This window comes from Arthrobacter sp. MMS18-M83, from assembly GCF_026683955.1.
In the GTDB taxonomy this organism is placed as follows: Bacteria; Actinomycetota; Actinomycetes; order Actinomycetales; family Micrococcaceae; genus Arthrobacter.
The window spans coordinates 1,212,752-1,231,609 of sequence record NZ_CP113343.1 but is presented as its reverse complement, the minus strand read 5'-3'; the positions used below and the strand labels follow the sequence as shown (position 1 = coordinate 1,231,609).

The following is an 18,858-nucleotide window of genomic DNA, read 5'->3' as shown; positions in this document are numbered from 1 at the left end:
TGGTATTCGACGCCATATTTTCCTGATCGTGAGGAGCACCCTTTCGATGCATCATTTTACCCGGCTTTTCCCTGCTGCAGCGGTTGGCTTCACCGGCCAGTCACTGGTGTCCCACGCCGGAACGAAGATTCTGACGGAATTGATCGACGCGCTGGGTTTCCGCGGACTCTGCGAGGACCGGCTTGGCCAGTTCGCTCCTTCCGGCGCCCGACACCGGCCCGGCCGGCTCATCGCTTCCCTGGCCCTGATGCTCGCTGGCGGCGGCGAGCACGTCAGCGACCTGGACATGCTGCGTTCCTCGCCCGGGATCTTCGGGCCGGTGCCCTCGAACGCGACCGTGTCCCGGTTTTTCGAACGCACCGTCGCCAACCCCGAACTGTTCAGCTACGGCTTCGAGACCCTGACCCGGGAACTGCGGTCCAGGGCCTGGGACGCTGCAGGGAACTTCGAACCCGGCGGCCAGGCAACCGCCGCCGATCCCTTGATCGTTGACTTGGATGCCACGTTGGTGACCTCGCACAGTGACAAGGAACTGGCCGCGGGCACGTACAAAGGCGGGTACGGTTTCTCCCCGTTCATCGCCAGCATCGATTACGGCACGGGCAACGGCACCGGGGAAATCCTCGCCTGCGTGTTGCGGCCCGGCAGCGCGGGGGCGAACAGCGCCGATGACCATATCCGTGTCTTCGAGACCGCCACGGCCCAGTTGCCCGAGAGCTTCTTCCCCGATGGGAAGCTGGACGGGCAGAGGATCCTGGTCCGCACCGACAGTGCCGGCGCCTCGCGGAAGTTCCTCTGGCACCTGCACTCCTTGGGCGTGCAGTTCTCCGTCTCGTATCCGGTCCCGGCAGCCAAAGCCCACATGATCGACTGGATCAACGACAAACAGTACTGGCAACCGGCCCTGGACCAGCACGGGACCGACCGCACGAACGCGTGGGTCATCAACGCCACCGAAGTGATCCCGCTGAAGGACTACCCGCCGGGCACGAACATCTACCTGCGGGCCGAGCCGCTGCACCCCGGCGCGGCCCCGACCCTGCTGGATCTGGACGGGCACCGCATCACCGCGTTCCTGACGAACGCACCGCGCTGGCACGGACCGTTCCTGGATGCCCGGCACCGGGCCCGGGGCCGGTGCGAGAACCGGATCAAGACCCTGAAGAACACCGGCCTGGGCAAGCTGCCGTTCTACGATTTCGCCGCGAACCAGGCCTGGGCCAACATCGCCGCCCTGGCATTGAACCTCACCTCCTGGCTGCAGCTCACCGCCCTCCCGGAAGGCCACCACGCCAGGTCCTGGGACATCAAACGCTGGCGCTACCGGCTCTTCGCGACCGCCGGGAAAATCATCACCCGCGCCCGCCGGAGGACCTTGCTCCTGCCAGACAGGGCACCGGAGAAACAGCTCATCACCGTCCTGCTGGACCGGATCAAAGACCTCCCAGCGCGACTGAAAAGCGCCCCGGCAAAGCCTACGTAGCCAGGTCCAAGGTTCCAACCGCCACGACACAGAACAAACACCCAACGGAGAAGTGGAAATCCGCGCCGATCCCGGCGGCACCAGGGCCACTCCAGCCCCGCCAAAATCCAGATCACAGCCGATCAGCGATCAACGCCGCCCCCGGCCGGCCCACCAGCGGCAGATGAAAAATCTGGGTTAGACACAACGCAAAGGGACTACTCGCTCGCTGGGCGAGCTCCCTAGCCCGTTGCGTCGCGATGCGCTCCTTTCCGAAGAACCGCCGTCCGGCGGTCAAACGGGGCGGTGGACTGCCGGCCTCGTTCGCCAAAGGCGGGAAGGGGACTGGGTCCGTGGAACTCGAGGCGGTAGGGAAAGGGTGGCGCGGTAGGGAATGGGACGGCGGATGGTTTCGGCGGATTTCGACACCCAAATTTGCCCATGACACGGAAAGAGGAATCCGACGCGTGGATTCCAGTGTCGCCAGGGATTTTGCGTGTCGACGAGGTACACAGGAGTCGAAAGTCGAGGCGCGCGCCGGCGGCCCGAACGGAAGATTGGCAAGAGCGGTGCTGCGGCGAGGGGCGTTGCTCCGCGTAGGCGACCACGGATGCGCCGTAAGGTGACCAGCAGCGGAGACAACCGAGGCAGGACCCAGGGGGAACCAGAACCTAGCCCTCGCTCCGCAGCTCCGGTTCTTTTTGCAGGCCTGTCAGTCCGTTCCAGGCCAAGTTAACCAGGTGCGCGGCTACTGCGCGTTTGTCCGGCTCGCGGTGGTCGAGCCACCACTGGCCGGTCATAGCCACCATGCCCACGAGCATCTGGGCGTACATGGCGCCGTCGGCTGCGCTGAAACCGCGCCGGGAGAATTCGTCGGCGAGCAGGTTTTCCACGCGGTCCGCCACATGGGAGAGCAGGGTGGAGAAGGCGCCTTCAGGCTGGGAAGGCGGGGCGTCCCGCATGAGGATCCGGAAACCGTCGCTCCGCTCTTCGATGTAGCCAAGCAAGGCAAGTGCCGCCTGTTCAACGAGGACGCGTGGTTTGGCTTCGGCGGCCAGGGACTCGTTAATGGCCTCCAGCAGGATGCGGAATTCGATCTCCACCACCTGCGTGTAGAGGCCTTCCTTCGAGCCGAAGTGCTCGTAAATGACAGGCTTGGACACTCCTGCGGCCGCTGCGATTTCATCAATGGTGGTGGCATCAAGGCCGCGGGCCGCGAACAGTCCCCGGCCGATCTCGATGAGCTGGGAACGGCGTTGGGATCCAGTCATCCGGGCACGTACAACCTGGCTTGAGGGCGGGTGGTTGATCACCCTGGAACCCGTCGAGCGCCGCGGAAGTCCTGTGCTGTTGCTCACGCATCTATCATGCCTTACGTCAAGCGTGAAGCGGCTCGTGGAGGAACCGTCAGCACGGTCGGAAAGGACTCGATGATGAGCCAAGTCGCGAACACTGCGATGGTCATGGCAAACTAGATTCTTGTGTGTGCGACCCGGTCAAGCGGGGAACCCGCGGGCTGTGCGTCCGCAAGGGCCACGCGCACACGGTCCGCCCTGGTGTAATGGCAGCACCCCGGCCTTTGGAGCCGTGGAGTATAGGTTCGAATCCTATGGGCGGAACTTGTCGGTGATCTGCCGGCACCGCCTCTGAAGGCACTGTCTCTCCCGAAGCTGTCCATTGGCTGCGCGGAAGGCCGTGAATCGGCAAGAGTAGGATAGAGCAGATGCCGCAGCCGGGTTCGCCCGGACGTAACCGAGCAAGGAGAGCGACTTCGTGAGCCCCGATACTACTGGCCCCGCCGCTGTAATCGTCCTAGCCGCCGGAGCCGGTACGCGCATGAAGTCGCGGACTCCCAAAATCCTCCACGAAATCGGTGGACGTTCCATGGTGGCGCATGCCATCCTTGCCGCACGTTCCATCGATCCGCAACGGCTGGCCTTGGTTGTCCGCCACGAACGGGACCTCGTCGCCGAGCATGTTGAGCTGATCGATCCCGACGCCGTCATTGTGGACCAGGACGATGTTCCCGGAACCGGCCGTGCCGTCGAGGTAGCCTTTGACGCCCTCGATGCGAAGGCCGAACTCACCGGAACGGTAGTGGTCACGTACGGCGATGTTCCTTTGCTGACCGGTTCCCTCCTCTCCGAGCTTGTGGCCACGCACGAATCCGAGGGCAACGCCGTGACGGTCTTGACCGCCATCCTCGACGACGCCAATGGATACGGCCGCATCCTTCGTGGCGAGGACGGCACAGTGCTGGGCATCCGCGAACACAAAGACGCCAGCGACGCCGAGCGCTCCATCCGCGAGGTCAACTCGGGGATCTACGCTTTTGACGCACAGGTTCTTCGCACGCAGCTGCACAAGGTGACCATCGAGAACATCCAGCGCGAAAAGTACCTCACCGACGTCCTCGAACTGGCGCGCGACGCCGGAGGCCGGGTTTCCGCCGTCATCACCAAGGACCGCTGGCAGGTGGAAGGTGCCAACGACCGCGTCCAGTTGGCCGCGCTCGGAGCCGAGCACAACCGCCGGATCATCGAAGCCTGGATGCGTGCCGGCGTCACGGTCGTTGACCCGGCCACCACCTGGATCGATTCCACCGTCACCCTGGACGAAGATGTCCGTCTCCTGCCGAACACTCAGCTTCACGGCGCCACCACTGTGGCGCGCGACGCCGTCGTCGGCCCAGACACGACCCTCACCGACGTTTCGGTGGGTGAATGCGCGAAGGTTACCCGCACCCACGGCTCAGGATCCACGATCGGTGCCAGGGCCAGTGTGGGTCCGTTCACGTACCTGCGACCGGGCACGGTCCTGGGTGAGACCGGCAAGATCGGCGCTTTCTACGAAACCAAGAACGTGACCATCGGCCGCGGCTCCAAGCTGTCCCACCTCGGCTATGCCGGCGACGCTGAGATCGGCGAGGACACCAACATCGGCTGCGGCAACATCACGGCAAACTACGACGGCGAGAAGAAGCACCGCACGGTGATCGGCTCCGGTGTGCGGACCGGTTCCAACACGGTCTTCGTGGCTCCTGTGACGATTGGCGACGGCGCCTACAGCGGCGCTGGCGCCATCATACGCAAGGACGTTCCCGCCGGAGCCCTCACTCTGAGCGTTGCCCCTCAGCGCAACGCCGAAGGCTGGGTCATCGCCAACCGCCAGGGCAGTAACTCGGCCCGGTTGGCGCAAGCCGCGCTGGGCTCCGCTGCCACCCCCGATTCATCAAGTACCCAGGAAATCACAGAAGAGGGCATACAGGCATGAGCGAAATTACCGCACACGGCGAGAAGAAACTAGTTCTCGCTGCCGGACGGGCGCACCCCGAGCTGGCGCAGGAAATCGCCAAGGAGCTGGACACGGAACTCCTGCCTATCGACGCTTATGACTTCGCCAACGGTGAAATCTACGTGCGATCGGCGGAGAGCGTCCGCGGCACCGATGCCTTCGTCATCCAGGCACACCCGGCCCCACTGAACAACTGGCTCATGGAGCAGCTGATCATGATCGATTCGCTGAAGCGCGCTTCGGCAAAGCGGATCACCGTGGTTTCTCCGTTCTACCCCTACGCCCGCCAGGACAAGAAGGGCCGTGGTCGCGAGCCGATCTCCGCCCGACTGGTGGCGGACCTCTACAAGACCGCCGGTGCGGACCGGATCATGTCGGTTGACCTTCACACGTCCCAGATCCAGGGGTTCTTCGACGGCCCGGTGGATCACCTCATGGCGATCCCGCTGCTGGCCGACTACATCCGTACCAAGGTTGAAGCAGACAATATCACCGTTGTTTCGCCGGACACCGGACGCGTCCGTGTGGCAGAACAGTGGGCCGAGCGCCTGGGCGGCGCGCCCCTGGCGTTCGTCCACAAGAGCCGCGACCTCACGGTGCCGAACCAGGCAGTCTCGAAGACCGTCGTCGGGCAGATCGAAGGCCGCACCTGCGTGCTGATTGACGACATGATCGACACCGGTGGAACGATCTCCGGCGCTGTACAGGTCCTCAAGAACGCCGGTGCCAAGGACGTCATCATCGCCTGCACGCACGCAGTGTTCTCCGAACCGGCGGCGCAGCGGTTGGCGGATTCCGGTGCCCGCGAGGTTGTTGTCACAAATACGCTGCCCATTCCGGCAGACAAGCGCTTCCCGCAACTCACCGTGCTGTCGATCGCACCATTGATTGCACGCGCCATCCGCGAAGTGTTCGACGACGGCTCTGTCACCAGCCTGTTCGACGGCAACGCTTAACGGCTTCCTCGGTTTTCGGCAATCGGGGCGGGACTGCTAAGCTCTTGGGGATACCTTGGCGAGGGAGAGCACATCCGGATCGCGTTTCTACGTGATTCCGGATTGCGGGTCTCCGTTATCGACTGGGTCTGAATCTCCTTCAACGAAGGCGGACCGGCTGCTCCTGCGGCTGGGATTCCGCTGGGCGTGGAAGGTCACCACAGACCTCCGCCCTTGCTGATCGACTTGCCTGGCATTGTGCCGGCGCCACAGTAATCAAGGAGTACACATGTCTGAGCAGAAGCTCGCAGCAGAACTGCGCACCGAATTCGGCAAGGGTTTCGCCCGCCGCGCCCGTTCGGCCGGCCAGATCCCGGCCGTCGTCTACGGTCACGGCGCAGAGCCCATGCACATCAACCTGCCAGGCCGCGCCGCCACGCTGGCCGTCCGCGTTTCCAACGCCCTGCTGTCCCTGGACATCAACGGCGAGGAGCACCTTGCCCTGGTGAAGGACATCCAGCGCGATCCGATCAAGCAGATCATCGAGCACATCGACCTCCTGACCGTCCGCAAGGGCGAAAAGGTTACCGTTGACGTTTCCGTGCACGTTATCGGTGAAGCTGCCATCGGCGCCGTCGCCAACCAGGAAGCCACCACGGTTTCCCTCGAAGCCGAGGCTACGCACCTGCCGACGTTCGTCGAAATCAGCATCGAAGGCCGCAAGGCCGGCGAGCACGTCCACGCCTCGGACATCGTCCTGCCGAGCGGTTCGGAACTGCTGACCGATCCCGAGACGCTCATCATCCACATCTCGGAGGCCACTTCGGAAGCCGAGGAAGAGGCAGCTCCTGCTGCTGAGTAGTCTTTCTGTTTAGTAGTCGTTCCGACTAGTTGCGGCATACGCCTTTGCGAGTGGCCGGGTCCCTGAGGGGTCCCGGCCACTTCTTTTTCAGTCCACCCTCTTGATTCCCTAGGATGACTCCATGACAGACACTTGGCTGATTGTCGGCCTTGGCAATCCCGGCAGTGAATACAGCCACAACCGCCACAACGTCGGCCAGATGGTCCTGGACGAACTTGCTTCGCGCATGGGCGGAAGTTTCAAGACCCACAAGTCCCGGGCGCAAGTCGTGGAGGGCAGGCTCGGGATAGGGGGGCCGAGGGTGGTGCTGGCGAAACCAATGAGCTATATGAACGTTTCCGGGGGGCCGGTTTCCGGCCTCGCCAAGTTCTTTGATATCGCTCCGGACCACGTGATTGCGGTGCACGACGAAATTGATATTCCCTTCAACACCGTCAAGTTGAAGATCGGCGGTGGAGAAGGCGGCCACAACGGCCTGCGGGATATCTCCAAGGCTTTGGCAACCAAGGACTACTTGCGGGTCCGTGTGGGCGTCGGCAGGCCGCCTGGCCGGATGGACACGGCGGATTATGTCCTCAGGGATTTTGGATCCTCGGAAAAGAAAGAGCTGCCATTCCTCCTGGATGAAGCGGCAGACGCCGTTGAAGTATTGATGACTGAGGGTCTGCTTGCCGCCCAGCAGAGATTTCACGCCGTGAAGGCCTAGTCCCCACCGCCTCCCTTGCCTCGCTTCGCTCGGCCAGGGAACCCTGGCGGTTGATTCCAAGTACCCAATTCAATTGCTTAACAAGTAGCCTGATGGCTCGCCGGTTGACTAATTGATTCGCGGGGATCGCTATGATACTTTGCAAATCACTGCTGGGGCTGAAGGGAAATACGAAAGCAAACGACCCGCTGAACGTCACGTCCGCCAGAGCTACGAAGGTAGCGTGATCTAAATTGCGAGCAACACCGGAATCCGAAATAGGGCGGCACCCAACGGAGCGGCAAGCCCTTGGCGCTGCAGAACGTCGGAAATGGTCGTCACTGGTCCGGCAGGATCTTCAGAACACGGTTATAGAAGCGCTCGGCGAGCCATCTTTTTATGGAGTGGTGGTAGTTGGAGCACCAGGCGTTGGCAAAGCGACGTTCGCCCGCTCCGTAGAGGCGAGGCTCTCTCCAAAGGCACACGTAGTGCACCTCCACGGTTCAGCGGACACCACAACTCCGTTTGGGTCGCTGGCACATCTGCTCGCCCGATTGCCCGCTGATGCTGGAGATTCCCCCGGAGCGATCATCCACGGCATATCGCAAATGATAAGTTCGGACGCCGCGGGGCGTGAGGTGCTGTTGGTCCTATCGGAACTTCCCGCAATGGACACCATGAGCACGGCTGCCCTAGTGCACTTGTTAATTAGTGGCACGGCGAAAGTCCTCGTTACTGTCCGCCAAGTCACTGACATGCCGGAAGACCTGATCAGGTTGCTGAAGGACGGACTGCTCCACGAAGTTCCGCTCCAGGTTTTTTCCCGGGCGGAAGTGGCCAAATTGCTCACGGGCGTCCTTGGGAAACGAGTGACCGCGACTGCCGCAAGCGCCCTGCATGCAGCCAGCGGTGGAAATCCCTTGGTGCTCCAAGCCATCGTCACCGAGCAGCTCCGCTCGGGCAACCTGCATCTGGCCGGACAAGTTTGGGCGATGAAAGGCGAAATCCATCTTTCTTCCGCCGAAGTCCTGACCGATCTGGTCCGTTCCCGACTTGCTCGGGAGAGCCCGGCGGTCCAGGAAGCGCTGGAGTTGCTTGCCCTTATCCGGACGGCCCCACTCGCCGTGCTGTTGGACGTCCTGGAACCTGAAGTGGTTGCGGAGATGGAGTGGTCCGGTTATCTTCGCATCGAACCGTCAGGCGCCCGCCTTGTGGCGCTGCGCGACGAGTACATGGGCGAGGTCATTCGAGGATGGATGGACCTGCCACGACGGAATGAACTGCGCCGGCTAGCCGCTGGGGTTATCGGTGGCATTACGGAGGACCTGGACGCCGAGGCCCTTCTGGGGTTTGCCTCCTCCACGCTGAACGTACGCGAAACGTTGGAACCCGCGGTGGCCCTGGCCGCTGCGACGGCCGCGAACAGGCAATTCGATCCTTGGTTCGCCTTGGAATGTGCCCGGCAGATTGGGCGGGAAGACAAGGAGTGGGTGGCCGCGGCCCAGCAACGCTGTGTTTCCCACGTGATCCTGGCCGAGCATGAGGCTGCGATCGCCGCTTTGAAGGATGTGACGCCCGAGCAACTTCGGCGCCTTTCGGCGTATGACTATGCGGACTATGTCCAGGAGCTCTGCAGCGCGCTGTTGTGGATTCCGGGTGGGCACGTGCAAATTCCCGGCCTGGTCGCTGATGCCGAGGAGGACCTTGCCCGTAGGTCACAAGAGGGCGTTACCGATGCCGCCGAACTTGAGCGAGCACGTGGAATGCTTAAGCTCGCCCGTTTTGAGCTTCAGGTCCATCAGGGCGAGTATTCGGAAGTTGCTGAAGCCTTGGAACAGGAATACCGGGATGGCAGCGATCTCCAACAACGGTTGAGTTGCGGGAGCCTGCTGACGATGGCCTGGGCAGTACTTGGCAGGGAAATGGAGGCAATCGAACTGGCGCGCGAGCTCAAGCACAAAATACAGCGGGCAAAGGCGCAACCCCGGTTGCACAACTGGTTGTCCGAAGGCCTGTTTGCCGCCCTGCTGTGCAGCGGACAATGGGAGGAGTTGGCCAGGATGCTGACAGCGACACTCGACCACCAGCCGAAGAACATCCACTACCTCGGCGGCGCCGCCGAGCTTGCCTTGGGGGTCTCCTACACCTACGCCGGACGGGCCGCAGTGGCGATTGACACCCTTCTGGGAGCCCAGGCGCAGTTGGAGATCAGACGCAACTACTATGGACCCGCACTGGCTTACTCTGCGTTGGCCTTTGCCTATGCGCAGGCTGGCGATGTGAAAGAATCCCGGACGTTTCTCGAATTGGCGGAAAAAGGGCAAGGGGAGACGGCGTGGTTTCCCGCATGGATGGCCGAATTCTGTGTCAAGATGGCGCGGCGTTGGTTGAAGGATCCTGGAGCGAAGCAGAGCCTGATCGAGTCGGCCAACCGGGACCTGGCGAAAGGACGGACCACAACGGCGTCCATCAGCCTTTTCGGGGCCACCGTCCACGGTACTGACGACGAGCTTTTGCTTTTGGAGCAGGTTTCATCGCGCCGCCAAGGCAAAATGGCGGCGGTGAACCGGATGGTGGCGGAAGGAAGCCGAAAGAAGGACCCGAAGACCTTGCTGCTTGCCGCCTCCGTTGCCCAGGAGCTGAAGTTGGATGCGGTGGAGTCGCGTTGCGCCGTCCTGGCATTGGACATCGCCCGGGAAGCCGGCGATTCGTCATCCGCCCGGCTCGCCCAGCAACGGTTGGACCGCCTGGTCGGCACCGTTCCGGTACTGCCCCTGACACCACATACTTTCGGACCCGAACTGACGGAAAGGGAGCGGCAGGTTGCAAAGATGGCCAGTCAAGGGTTGAGTAACAAGGAGGTGGCCAACCAACTGCAGGTTTCCGTCCGAACAGTTGAAGGCCACCTCTATCAAATCTTCACGAAAATGGGCATCTCATCAAGGAGCGAGCTTGAAGGAACCGCGCAGGCATGACAACGCCGCGGCGGTGCATGGTCTTGCCGGAGAAAGCGGCACGAGGCCGCTTGAACCTTGGCTGGACTATGGGCATTTGCTCCCTGGAATTACTGCCGCAATCCGTGCGGACGACTGTTCGGCTGTCTTCATCGTGGGCGATTCAGGCCTTGGAGCGTCCGCGCTTCTAGCCCAGCTCGGGAGTATCTTTGGCAAGGACTTTGCGGTAGTCCCGATTCATGGAAGTCCCTCACTTACTGCCGTCCCTTATGGGGTGTTGGCCCCGTATCTTGCACAACTCTCCGTTGCCGACATTTCCTCCCGCGTCGCCGTGCTGCGCGCCCTTTGGGCTCACCTTGAGAGCATCCGCAAAGATACTAGTCCAGCTTTGCTCCTGGTCGATGATGCGCACTATTTGGACGATGCCACGTGCGAGATGCTTACTGAGCTTGTTCAGGCAGGATGGGCCAAAATCGTGGCCGCGTGCGTCCCCCGGCCGGGGGTTCCGGGACTTCTCTTGCGACTGTGGCACGAGGGAAGTGCTGAGTGGTTTGACTTAGAGCCCCTGACGGCTGAGCAAGGCCACGCACTGTGCGAGGCCTTGTTGGGGGGAATCGTGCTGAGCAGCACGAGCCATGGATTCTGGACAGAGGCCGGAGGCAACACCCTGTTGTTGAAGACCCTTGTTCGGGAAGCCGAAAGCTCGGGTTCGCTTGTTCAGCGGCACGGTGTTTGGCTCAAGACAGCCGCAACACCCATCCACACCGTCAAGCTGGAAGCTGTGGTTAAGCTTCAGCTGATGCGCATTTCGCCCGCAGGCAGGGATGCCCTGAGCTTGATCGCACTGGCCGAGCCGGTGGACGAGAAGCTGATCAACGTTGTCGCCGGTGAAACGGCGGTGCAGGAGTTAGTGGACCAGCATTTGATCAAGCCATCCGGCAATGGGTTGCCAACCCTCCGGCTTGTCTCTCCCGTCTACGGAGAGGTACTGCGCAGCGTCGTCCCAGCTGCCCAGAGCCTGCAACTGCACCGACAATTAGTTTCCCGGATGGACGTTTTCGAAGACAACCCGGACTCCCTCCTCCGGATGGTTACGTGGTCTCTTGACTGCGGGGCAGACGTGCCCGACCGTCTCTTGATCAGAGCGGCGGTCCTTGCCGGGAGGCTCCTTCAAAGCGAGACGGCATTGCGCATGGCGACCGCCGTCCAGGATATGCAGTGGCAAACGGTTGCTCAGGCAATCATGGCCAGATCGTACTTCAATCTTGGCCGCCGCGACGAGGCCGCAGCAGTCCTGACCCAAGAAACCCTGGACGGCGACGCCGGACCCTCCCACCTAATATTCGACAGCCTGCTTCGTGCCGTCACGCGTGCCGCGGTGGGGCAACCCGCTTCCTTGATCCTGGCCGATACCAATGCTCTCCGTGAAAGGGGCGAGCAGCGGCCAGGCCTCCAGGGGCAGCAGACACCGGACGTGAAAGCCGCTGTGCCACTTGCTGTTTCCCTCATGGACATGGTTGCTGGTTCGTTGGACGGTGAATACCGGCGGATGGGCCCGGACCTGGAGCGCGTCCTCCTTCAGGAACGATCCGTAGAAGGCTCCTTGGCGGTTCTATTCAAGGCTTTGGCGTTGTCCCTGAAGTCAGAGCGGCTCTGCGCCCTCGGCTTCGGGCGCCAGGGGAAGCTGCTGGCGTTGGAAGCTGCCGCCGTGGAACAGCCCCCGGAGAACGACATATTCTTCGTCCCCGAGTTCATCGCTGCCCGCCACGTCATTTGCGCTTTGGCTGCCGGGGACTGGGCGGACGCTCAAAAGCTCCTCGACAGCTACTACGAATCCTCAGGTGTCGCCATGGCTTCCTTTGGCGGGGCAGCTTACGTAGTGCTCGGCTATGTTGCCATTAGGCAGGGAAAATCCGGCGATGCCTTGCCGCTGCTCACTGCCGGCCTCGAAGCCCTGAGAGACAGCGATCCGCAGAATCTTTTCGGTCTGTGTGCCGCAATGGCATTCTATGCGGCAGCCGGCGCCGGGTTGCCTGAAGCTGAACGGTTCAGGGCGGACTACAAGTCCTGGGGGCAACACGGCATGTATCTTCTCAATGCCCAAGCAAGCAACTTTTTCGAAGCCGCGATTGAACTCCTCAAAGGTGACGGCTCCGGCGTCGAAGGGTTGTATGTCAACGCCGACGATGCAGCGAAAAAAGGCGCCACCTTCCTTGAACTGCATGCCCTGGAGCTGGCGCTTGGCCTGGGGGACACCAACAGGCTGGACCGGTTTTGCGAAACTGCGGCCGCAACTGAGGGCGCATGGGCCCAATCCCTCGCTGAGTACGGGCTGGCACTCAAATTCGGGGGTGCTGCCCGGTACTTGTCCGCGGGGGAGAAGCTTCAATCGGCCGCTGTCTACCACCTGGCCGCGAGGTCTTACAGCTTGGCGCTGGATGCCCCGGATGACGGACGCACCAAAGAGCTCACGGCGGTTGCACGCGCGGGGCTGGCGCGCTGCAACGAAGAATTGGGTCAGGAACGCGAGGAAACACAGCACGAATCCGTGTCACCAAGACTGACCAAGAGGGAATGGGACATTGTCAATCTGGCGGTCCAGGGCCTCAGCGACCGGCAGATTGCGGACACGTTGCTTATCTCGGTCCGCACTGTCGAAGGACATCTGTACCGGTGCTACTCGAAATTGGGGATCACCGGAAGGGACGAACTTGCCGGGGCTGTCGCCGTCGTGCGAGGCACGCCCGACGCCGGCTGAACCGGAAGACGGACCCAAAGCATTAGTAGCGCACTCTCGATTCGATGGGAACGCTACTGCCGGCGCCGAGTAGCCACGACCCGCGGCAGGGGTACTCATACCCGCATACGAGTATCGGGCCGTATGAAAGTCGAGTACTCACTACTGGTGTAGGGCTGACGCCTAGCTGGTTAATTGGGGGGTGTCACCACTCGATCACTGGGGGTCTCGCTCATGTTGACAGCAGGCAGTGCATCCACGGTCCACGCCGCTCGGTCCGGAAACGGGTCGCGGTACCAGGCATTCGACGCATCTTCGTCTCCATCCCCACAGGAGGGCGGCGAAGGCAAGTCGGTGGTCTCGATGGCGTGGCCGCCGATTGGACCCAGGGCCACTGTTGACGACATCGCACTTGCGCTCGCGGCATCCAAGGGTGGCGTACTCGTTACGGGGCCGTCCGGGAGCGGCAAGAGCTACTTGACCACCCGTGCGGTCAACGAAATTCGCGGGCATTCGTTCGTCGTCGTCATCCGTGGCAGCGCCGCGTTGGCGGGATCACCGTACGGCGCCCTCAATATTCTCTTGAGCGATCTTGACCCGGGGTACCTGGCCCATCCGGTGCTGGTGTTGTCAGCCCTCACCGCCTTACTCCGTGAGCGTGCCGAGGGAAAGCCGGTGTACCTGGTCATTGAAAATGCGGCCGAGCTGGATGAGTTGGCGGCCATGACGGTGGCCCAACTCGCGCGGAACGGCGCTGCACAGCTTGTCCTGACCTGCACTGATCCGCAGCGGCTCTGTGGCGAGATCACGAGGCTCTGCGGCGACGGCTTCCTGCACCGGATAGACCTCAAACCACTTACTTTCCATGAATCACACGTCTGGCTCGAGGCCGGGCTGGGAGCAAAGGTCTCACCGTCGGGTGCCCACGCCATTTGGGCAGCCAGCGGAGGCAACCCCCACTACCTCAAGATGCTCGCGGCAGAGCTCTCCGAATCGGGAGCGCTTCTGAAGCGCGACGGCGTCTGGGTACTGACGTCACGGAGCGAACTGCACGGCCGGGCAATCACGGATCTCATCACCACCCGGCTTGGCCGGATGGGCAGCGGCGAGCGCAAAGTCCTGGAGATCCTGTCATTGGCAAAGGCCGTCCCCCTGGAATCCCTGCTGGCGCTCGCGTCACCGGACGATGTGGATTCCCTTGAGAAAAGGGGCGTCCTTCTGGTGGACGATTCGCTGCCCAGGATGGCCAGGCTGCAAAGCCAACTCGTGGGCGACGTGGTCCGGGCGAACGTTCCTCCCGGCCGCAGCAACGAACTGCGGGACATGTTGGCCCAAGCGACGAATCCGTCCCTTGGCCAGCGCCTGATGTTGCTGCACATGGCTTCTTGGGCATTGGACTGCGGAGCCGAACTCGGTACGAATGAAGCTCTTGACGCTGCGAACGTGGCCAATCGGCAACTTGACGCGAGGCTGGCCTTGCGCTTGGTCCGGTCCATTCCAAACCACTCCCTGATGCCTGCGGCTGTAGCCGAGGAAGCCCACGCATTGATGACACTGGGCGACGTGACCGGTGCCCGGAACGTCTTGAAGCAACACCGGGAAGGACCCGGGGATGAGGCCACCTTGCCTGAATGGGTGCGGTTCAAACTCGCCGAGAGCTCGGTCCTTCTGGCCCGAAGCGAAACCACTGCCCAGGCCTGCGAAACCTTGGAACACGTCCGACGGCGCCTGGACGACGAAGCTGCGACCGCCGGCGGAGGGCAGGATATCGCCGAACTTCGGGAGGAACTTGTCCTGGCCGAATCGCAGGCAGCCAGCTATTCGGGTTCCTACGCCGAGATGGCGGTAAACCTGGAAGAGGTGCTTCAAGACTTTGAGTCCCACGGCACGGAGTTCCGTCTACTCGCCGGAAGCTGGCTGTGCGAGGCCTGGGCCTTGACGGGTCGGCAATCCGAGGCGGCGGACATGGCCGAGCTGCTGATGGCCGACTGTCATGATCCTGCTGTTTCCGTCGCGGCGGCCCGGCGCGCGACATCGCGCCTCAGGTTCGCCTTCGTGCTTGCCGGAAGGTGGGACAAAGCAGGGGAAATGGTCCAGCCGGACGACGACGTCTTGGTCTCGTCGGCCGAGGCACTCCCCACGGCCATTGACCTTCCCAAAGCGATCTTCCTTTGCCTCCAGGGCCGGGCCCAAGACGGCATGGAAGCGCTCATTCCGGTGATAAGCCAGCTGCGTGTCCAGGACAACGAAGGCATGCTGGATATCGCCTGCACTGCGGCTGCCTACGCGTCGGCGTTACAGGGTGAGCCCGACCAAGCCTTGCGCTACCTGAAGGAAGCGTCCACCCAGCAGCGCAGGCCGACGTGGCGGAAGGAACGGATGCAAAAGTACCTCGAGGCGTTGGCCCGGGAGCGCCTCGAAGGCCCCGAAACCGCCATTGAGGAACTTCTCCGACTGGCCGACGCCGACCGGAACGAGGGTGCGCCCGGTCACGAGATATTTTGCCTCAGCTCAGCGGTTCGTCTGGGTGCTGTGGCGGCCGCTCCCAGGCTGCTGGACTCGGCACTCCGTTGCCAAGGACGATTCGCGGACCTGTGTGCCGTGTACGCGAAAGCGATGATGTCGGGCAGTGCCGAGCTTCTTCTCGATGCAGCACGGTTGGCCGAAGACATGCAGAACGAGAGGTTCGCCTTCGACATCGCCGAGACCGTGTTGCATCTGGAACACGTCCCATTGGACAAGACGGCACTTCGGAAGGCACGGCAGCTCGCGGAGACCTGCAGGCAGCATCTGCGCACCCCGCAGAGTGGCCACCAAGAGGGACTGAAGCTGACTGCGCGCGAGTTGGAGATTGCAAAGCTGGCGGCGAAGCGGGAAAGCAACAAGGGTATCGCCGCGAAGCTCCACGTTTCAGTGCGGACGGTAGAGGGGCACCTCTACCAGATCTTCGGCAAGCTGAAGATCGTAGAACGCTCGGAACTGAGCTTTGCCCTTGGGAGCGTTGAAGGTGGTGCGCAATGACTGAGGTGGTTTCCACCGAACCGTTGGTTGGACGATTCAGCGTCATGGCCGCCGTCGTCGATTGCCTTTTGGATGTCAACGGTCCGGGTGTGCTGCTTTTCGGCGATGCAGGCATCGGCAAGACTGCACTGATTAACGAAGTGGTCCATGAACTGGGCCACCGAGTCCGCCCCTTCAGGGTATTTGCCGGCCCGACTCTGTCATCGGTACCCTTTGCGGCCTTGGCGCCATTGCTGACCGCCCTGACCCCGGGCCAGATCAACGAGCCGTTGTCCGTCCTCAGGGCTGTCGTCGCGGCATTGAACCCGGCAGGGCAGCCGCACCCGGCACCGGCCGTCCTGATCGTTGAGGACGCACACCACATCGACGACAGCAGCGTGGCTGTCCTGGCACAGCTGGCGGCGGCGGAAGCGGCCAAAGTCGTGTTCTTGTGCCGTCCGTATCCTGCCCCCCAGCAGAAGTTTTCTCGATGTGGTCCGAAGGACTCGTGGACCGCTTCGACTTGCATCCCCTCAACGAGCAGGAAGTAAACCAACTTTGCGCCCAGGCCTTGGACGGGCCCGTCGTCCAAGGCGCCAGCGCCCTCCTCTGCAAGTACTCCGGCGGAAACCCGATGTTCTTGCTGGAACTCATTGACCACGCCAAGTCACTTGGCCAGTTGGTCTGCCGCAACGACGCCTGGATGCTTTCAGGTGAGCTTCGGGGAACAAGCGTGCGTTTGATGGACCTGGTGAGAAACCAGATCCTCCTCCTGGGACCCGAACTGCGTGAGACCCTGGAGACCGTCGCGTTGGCAGAGCCCGTTCCGCTGAACGTGGTGCAACAGGCAAGCTACTCCAACGCCGTGGATGAACTGCAGGAACTGCATTTCATAGAGATCGCGTCCGACCCCGCACGGCATGTCCGGTTGGCCCAGCCGCTGGTCGGCGAAGTGATCCGCCAGCTGGTCCCCACTGCCCACAGCATGACCATCCGACGGCGCATCGTGGACCTGATGGGTGCCAAACCGCAGACCATGGACGGCCTGCTGCGCTACGTTTCATGGGGGTTGGAATCGGGCACCAAGGTCCCGGATGCAGACATCCTGGAAGCGACGCAACTGGCAAATCGGCTGTTCATCCCTAGTTACGTGGAACGGGTGGCCAGCGCGATCAAGGATCCGTCCCTGCGACTCGCCGCCCAAGTAGAGGTGGCACGGGCAAAATGGTACCGCGGTGATATTCGGGGATCGGTGTCGTCTCTTGCCGGGGTAGTGGACCGGACAAGTGATCCGCGGACGCTCCGGCACGCATCGATGTTAGCGGCCCAACTTGCCGGACGCCAAGGCGTCGGGCCGAACGCCATCAAGCAGGCAGCCTACGAATGGGAGGCGGCCCTCGCCAGGCTCGCTGAGGCTCCGCAGGGCATTGACCCCGCGGAACTAGAACGCGGAAAGCTGGGAAGCAGGCTTCTTTCGCTGCAAGGCCTCCAAGCGGAAGGCCACTATGTCGAGACGGAACGTGAGCTCCGCCAGATTTGGAACGAAACCGACGACGACGAGTCCCGCCTGGTGGCGGGCGCACTCCTCGCGGAGGCCATGGCGGTCACGGGCCGGCCGGTCTCTGCCCTCCAGATTCTGATGAGCATCCAGGAGATGGTCGCCACGAACGGCGATTGGAGCCTCCAATACGCGGGCTTTGTCATGCGCTGCTACATCTTGGCCCTACAACAGGCGGGTGAATTTGACGTTCTCGACGCATTCCTCAGGAATCATGTTTCCCAAGGTCCGAACTCGCTGATCTATTCGGGCGGGATGCTCCACCTGGCAGCCGGACTAGTGGACTTGCGCAGGGGAGACCTGGGGGTTGCGCTGCCAAGGCTTCGTCAAGCGGTCAGCATGCTGCGGGTCTCTGACATGGGTAGTGACCTGCCCGACGCCGTTGCTGCCGCCGCGTACGCGGCGTCGGTCCTGAAACGCCGCGACACCGCTGCGTCGTACTCTAGCGAGTACGACGCAATGATCCGGGACGGTGTGCATCCCTCGCTGCTGGCCCAGGGCCATGCGGCAGTGGCGAGAGCCGAACAGACCGGCTCGCAAGTGGCGATCGCGCGGCTCATGTCCCTTGCGGATTCGGCCGCCGCGGACGGCGCAATAGGCGCTGAGATTGACATCCTGATGTTGGTCCTGAGATTGGGAGACCCGAGCGTCTCGCGCAGGCTGACCGCGGTAGCCGAGGGCAGTGAAGGCCGCACCGCGGAGTTTGCCCTGAGCGTCGGGCTGGCCCTCACGCACAAGGACGCGGATCGACTCATTGAGCTTAGCGAATCGGCGTCCAGGGAGGGGCTGGAACTCGCCGCAGCTGATTGTGCGGTTCACGCCCTTCGGATACTGGAAAGCAGGGGGGACAAAGCGCGCCAGCTTGAGGGACAGCGACTTCTCAAGCGCCGCACCGCTGCACTCGACAAGGCAGGTCCGGCGAACGAGGGGAGCTCCCCCGACCTCCAGAAGCTCACCCGGCGAGAGCAGGAAATCGCAACGCTTGTGCGGTCGGGATCAAGCAATAAGGACATTGCGGTCAGCTTGGGCCTGTCATTGCGCACCGTTGAAGGCCACCTCTACCGGATGTTTGCCAAGCTGGGCATTAGCCACCGTGAAGACCTGATGAACGGTGCCGACGGTACGGAGAACCTGGGCTAGCGGTAAACTCCGGTGCCCATTGGCCCGGAGGACGTTTGCCGCGCAGTCTCCCTCCGCCGTCGTCCGCGCCTGGATAACAAGGGTGCCGGGACCAAAGCGAGTACCGAATCGAGTGGTTAAGAATGCCTGGACGGGTAGTCTGCGGATTCGGGCGTCACAGCGCGTCCAAAGACGGGTAGAGCCCACTCGCGCCCGCCCTAGGGGTTAGTTAATACGCTCTTTCTTGATGGC

At 62.5% G+C, this 18,858-nt stretch carries 11 protein-coding genes and 1 tRNA gene; 11 read left to right on the top strand and 1 reads right to left on the bottom strand.

Annotated elements, in window-relative coordinates:
* Window positions 1-46: 46 nt before the first annotated feature.
* On the top strand, window positions 47-1,483 hold the full coding sequence (locus tag OW521_RS05795; RefSeq protein ID WP_268020240.1) for an IS1380 family transposase: 1,437 nt from the start codon (window positions 47-49) through the stop codon (window positions 1,481-1,483).
* 650 nt (window positions 1,484-2,133) lie between these two features.
* Here the strand turns inward: OW521_RS05795 and OW521_RS05790 are convergent.
* Window positions 2,134-2,820: a TetR/AcrR family transcriptional regulator gene (locus tag OW521_RS05790; RefSeq protein WP_442781218.1), complete on the bottom strand. Its 687-nt coding sequence runs from the start codon at window positions 2,818-2,820 to the stop codon at window positions 2,134-2,136.
* Window positions 2,821-3,009: 189 nt separating this feature from the next.
* Here OW521_RS05790 and OW521_RS05785 point away from each other — a divergent pair.
* The 10 genes from OW521_RS05785 to OW521_RS05740 all read left to right on the top strand — a co-directional run bounded on the left by OW521_RS05785 (window position 3,010) and on the right by OW521_RS05740 (window position 18,627).
* A tRNA-Gln gene (locus tag OW521_RS05785) sits at window positions 3,010-3,081 on the top strand.
* A gap of 217 nt (window positions 3,082-3,298) precedes the next feature.
* Complete coding sequence (gene glmU, locus OW521_RS05780) at window positions 3,299-4,735, top strand: bifunctional UDP-N-acetylglucosamine diphosphorylase/glucosamine-1-phosphate N-acetyltransferase GlmU (protein ID WP_442781263.1); 1,437 nt, start codon at window positions 3,299-3,301, stop codon at window positions 4,733-4,735.
* Window positions 4,732-5,712 (top strand): ribose-phosphate diphosphokinase, encoded by a 981-nt coding sequence (locus OW521_RS05775; protein WP_268023697.1) that lies wholly within the window; start codon window positions 4,732-4,734, stop codon window positions 5,710-5,712. Before glmU ends, OW521_RS05775 begins: the two co-directional genes overlap by 4 nt.
* 268 nt (window positions 5,713-5,980) lie before the next feature.
* Window positions 5,981-6,553 (top strand): 50S ribosomal protein L25/general stress protein Ctc, encoded by a 573-nt coding sequence (locus OW521_RS05770; RefSeq protein ID WP_268023695.1) that lies wholly within the window; start codon window positions 5,981-5,983, stop codon window positions 6,551-6,553.
* Window positions 6,554-6,674: 121 nt separating this feature from the next.
* Window positions 6,675-7,259, top strand: coding sequence for an aminoacyl-tRNA hydrolase (gene pth, locus OW521_RS05765; protein ID WP_268023693.1), 585 nt, complete (start codon window positions 6,675-6,677; stop codon window positions 7,257-7,259).
* 656 nt (window positions 7,260-7,915) lie between these two features.
* On the top strand, window positions 7,916-10,213 hold the full coding sequence (locus OW521_RS05760; RefSeq protein WP_268023691.1) for a LuxR family transcriptional regulator: 2,298 nt from the start codon (window positions 7,916-7,918) through the stop codon (window positions 10,211-10,213).
* A complete protein-coding gene (locus tag OW521_RS05755) occupies window positions 10,191-12,950 on the top strand; it encodes a LuxR C-terminal-related transcriptional regulator (protein ID WP_268023689.1) in 2,760 nt (919 codons plus the stop codon). Before OW521_RS05760 ends, OW521_RS05755 begins: the two co-directional genes overlap by 23 nt.
* 213 nt (window positions 12,951-13,163) lie before the next feature.
* Window positions 13,164-15,950 carry a helix-turn-helix transcriptional regulator gene (locus OW521_RS05750; RefSeq protein WP_268023687.1) on the top strand — a complete coding sequence of 929 codons (2,787 nt, stop codon included), beginning with the start codon at window positions 13,164-13,166 and terminating at the stop codon, window positions 15,948-15,950.
* Window positions 15,947-16,480: an AAA family ATPase gene (locus tag OW521_RS05745; protein ID WP_268023685.1), complete on the top strand. Its 534-nt coding sequence runs from the start codon at window positions 15,947-15,949 to the stop codon at window positions 16,478-16,480. The genes OW521_RS05750 and OW521_RS05745 overlap by 4 nt, the downstream gene beginning before the upstream one ends.
* Window positions 16,438-18,627: a LuxR family transcriptional regulator gene (locus OW521_RS05740; protein ID WP_268023684.1), complete on the top strand. Its 2,190-nt coding sequence runs from the start codon at window positions 16,438-16,440 to the stop codon at window positions 18,625-18,627. Before OW521_RS05745 ends, OW521_RS05740 begins: the two co-directional genes overlap by 43 nt.
* Window positions 18,628-18,858: the final 231 nt, after the last annotated feature.

What these genes read in the sequence shown, in the direction of transcription:
- OW521_RS05795 (WP_268020240.1), top strand. Translation starts at nt 47, where the DNA reads ATGCATCATTTTACCCGGCTTTTCCCTGCTGCAGCGGTTGGCTTCACC.
- glmU (WP_442781263.1), top strand. Translation starts at nt 3,299, where the DNA reads ATGAAGTCGCGGACTCCCAAAATCCTCCACGAAATCGGTGGACGTTCC.
- OW521_RS05775 (WP_268023697.1), top strand. Translation starts at nt 4,732, where the DNA reads ATGAGCGAAATTACCGCACACGGCGAGAAGAAACTAGTTCTCGCTGCC.
- OW521_RS05770 (WP_268023695.1), top strand. Translation starts at nt 5,981, where the DNA reads ATGTCTGAGCAGAAGCTCGCAGCAGAACTGCGCACCGAATTCGGCAAG.
- pth (WP_268023693.1), top strand. Translation starts at nt 6,675, where the DNA reads ATGACAGACACTTGGCTGATTGTCGGCCTTGGCAATCCCGGCAGTGAA.
- OW521_RS05760 (WP_268023691.1), top strand. Translation starts at nt 7,916, where the DNA reads ATGAGCACGGCTGCCCTAGTGCACTTGTTAATTAGTGGCACGGCGAAA.
- OW521_RS05750 (WP_268023687.1), top strand. Translation starts at nt 13,164, where the DNA reads ATGTTGACAGCAGGCAGTGCATCCACGGTCCACGCCGCTCGGTCCGGA.
- OW521_RS05745 (WP_268023685.1), top strand. Translation starts at nt 15,947, where the DNA reads ATGACTGAGGTGGTTTCCACCGAACCGTTGGTTGGACGATTCAGCGTC.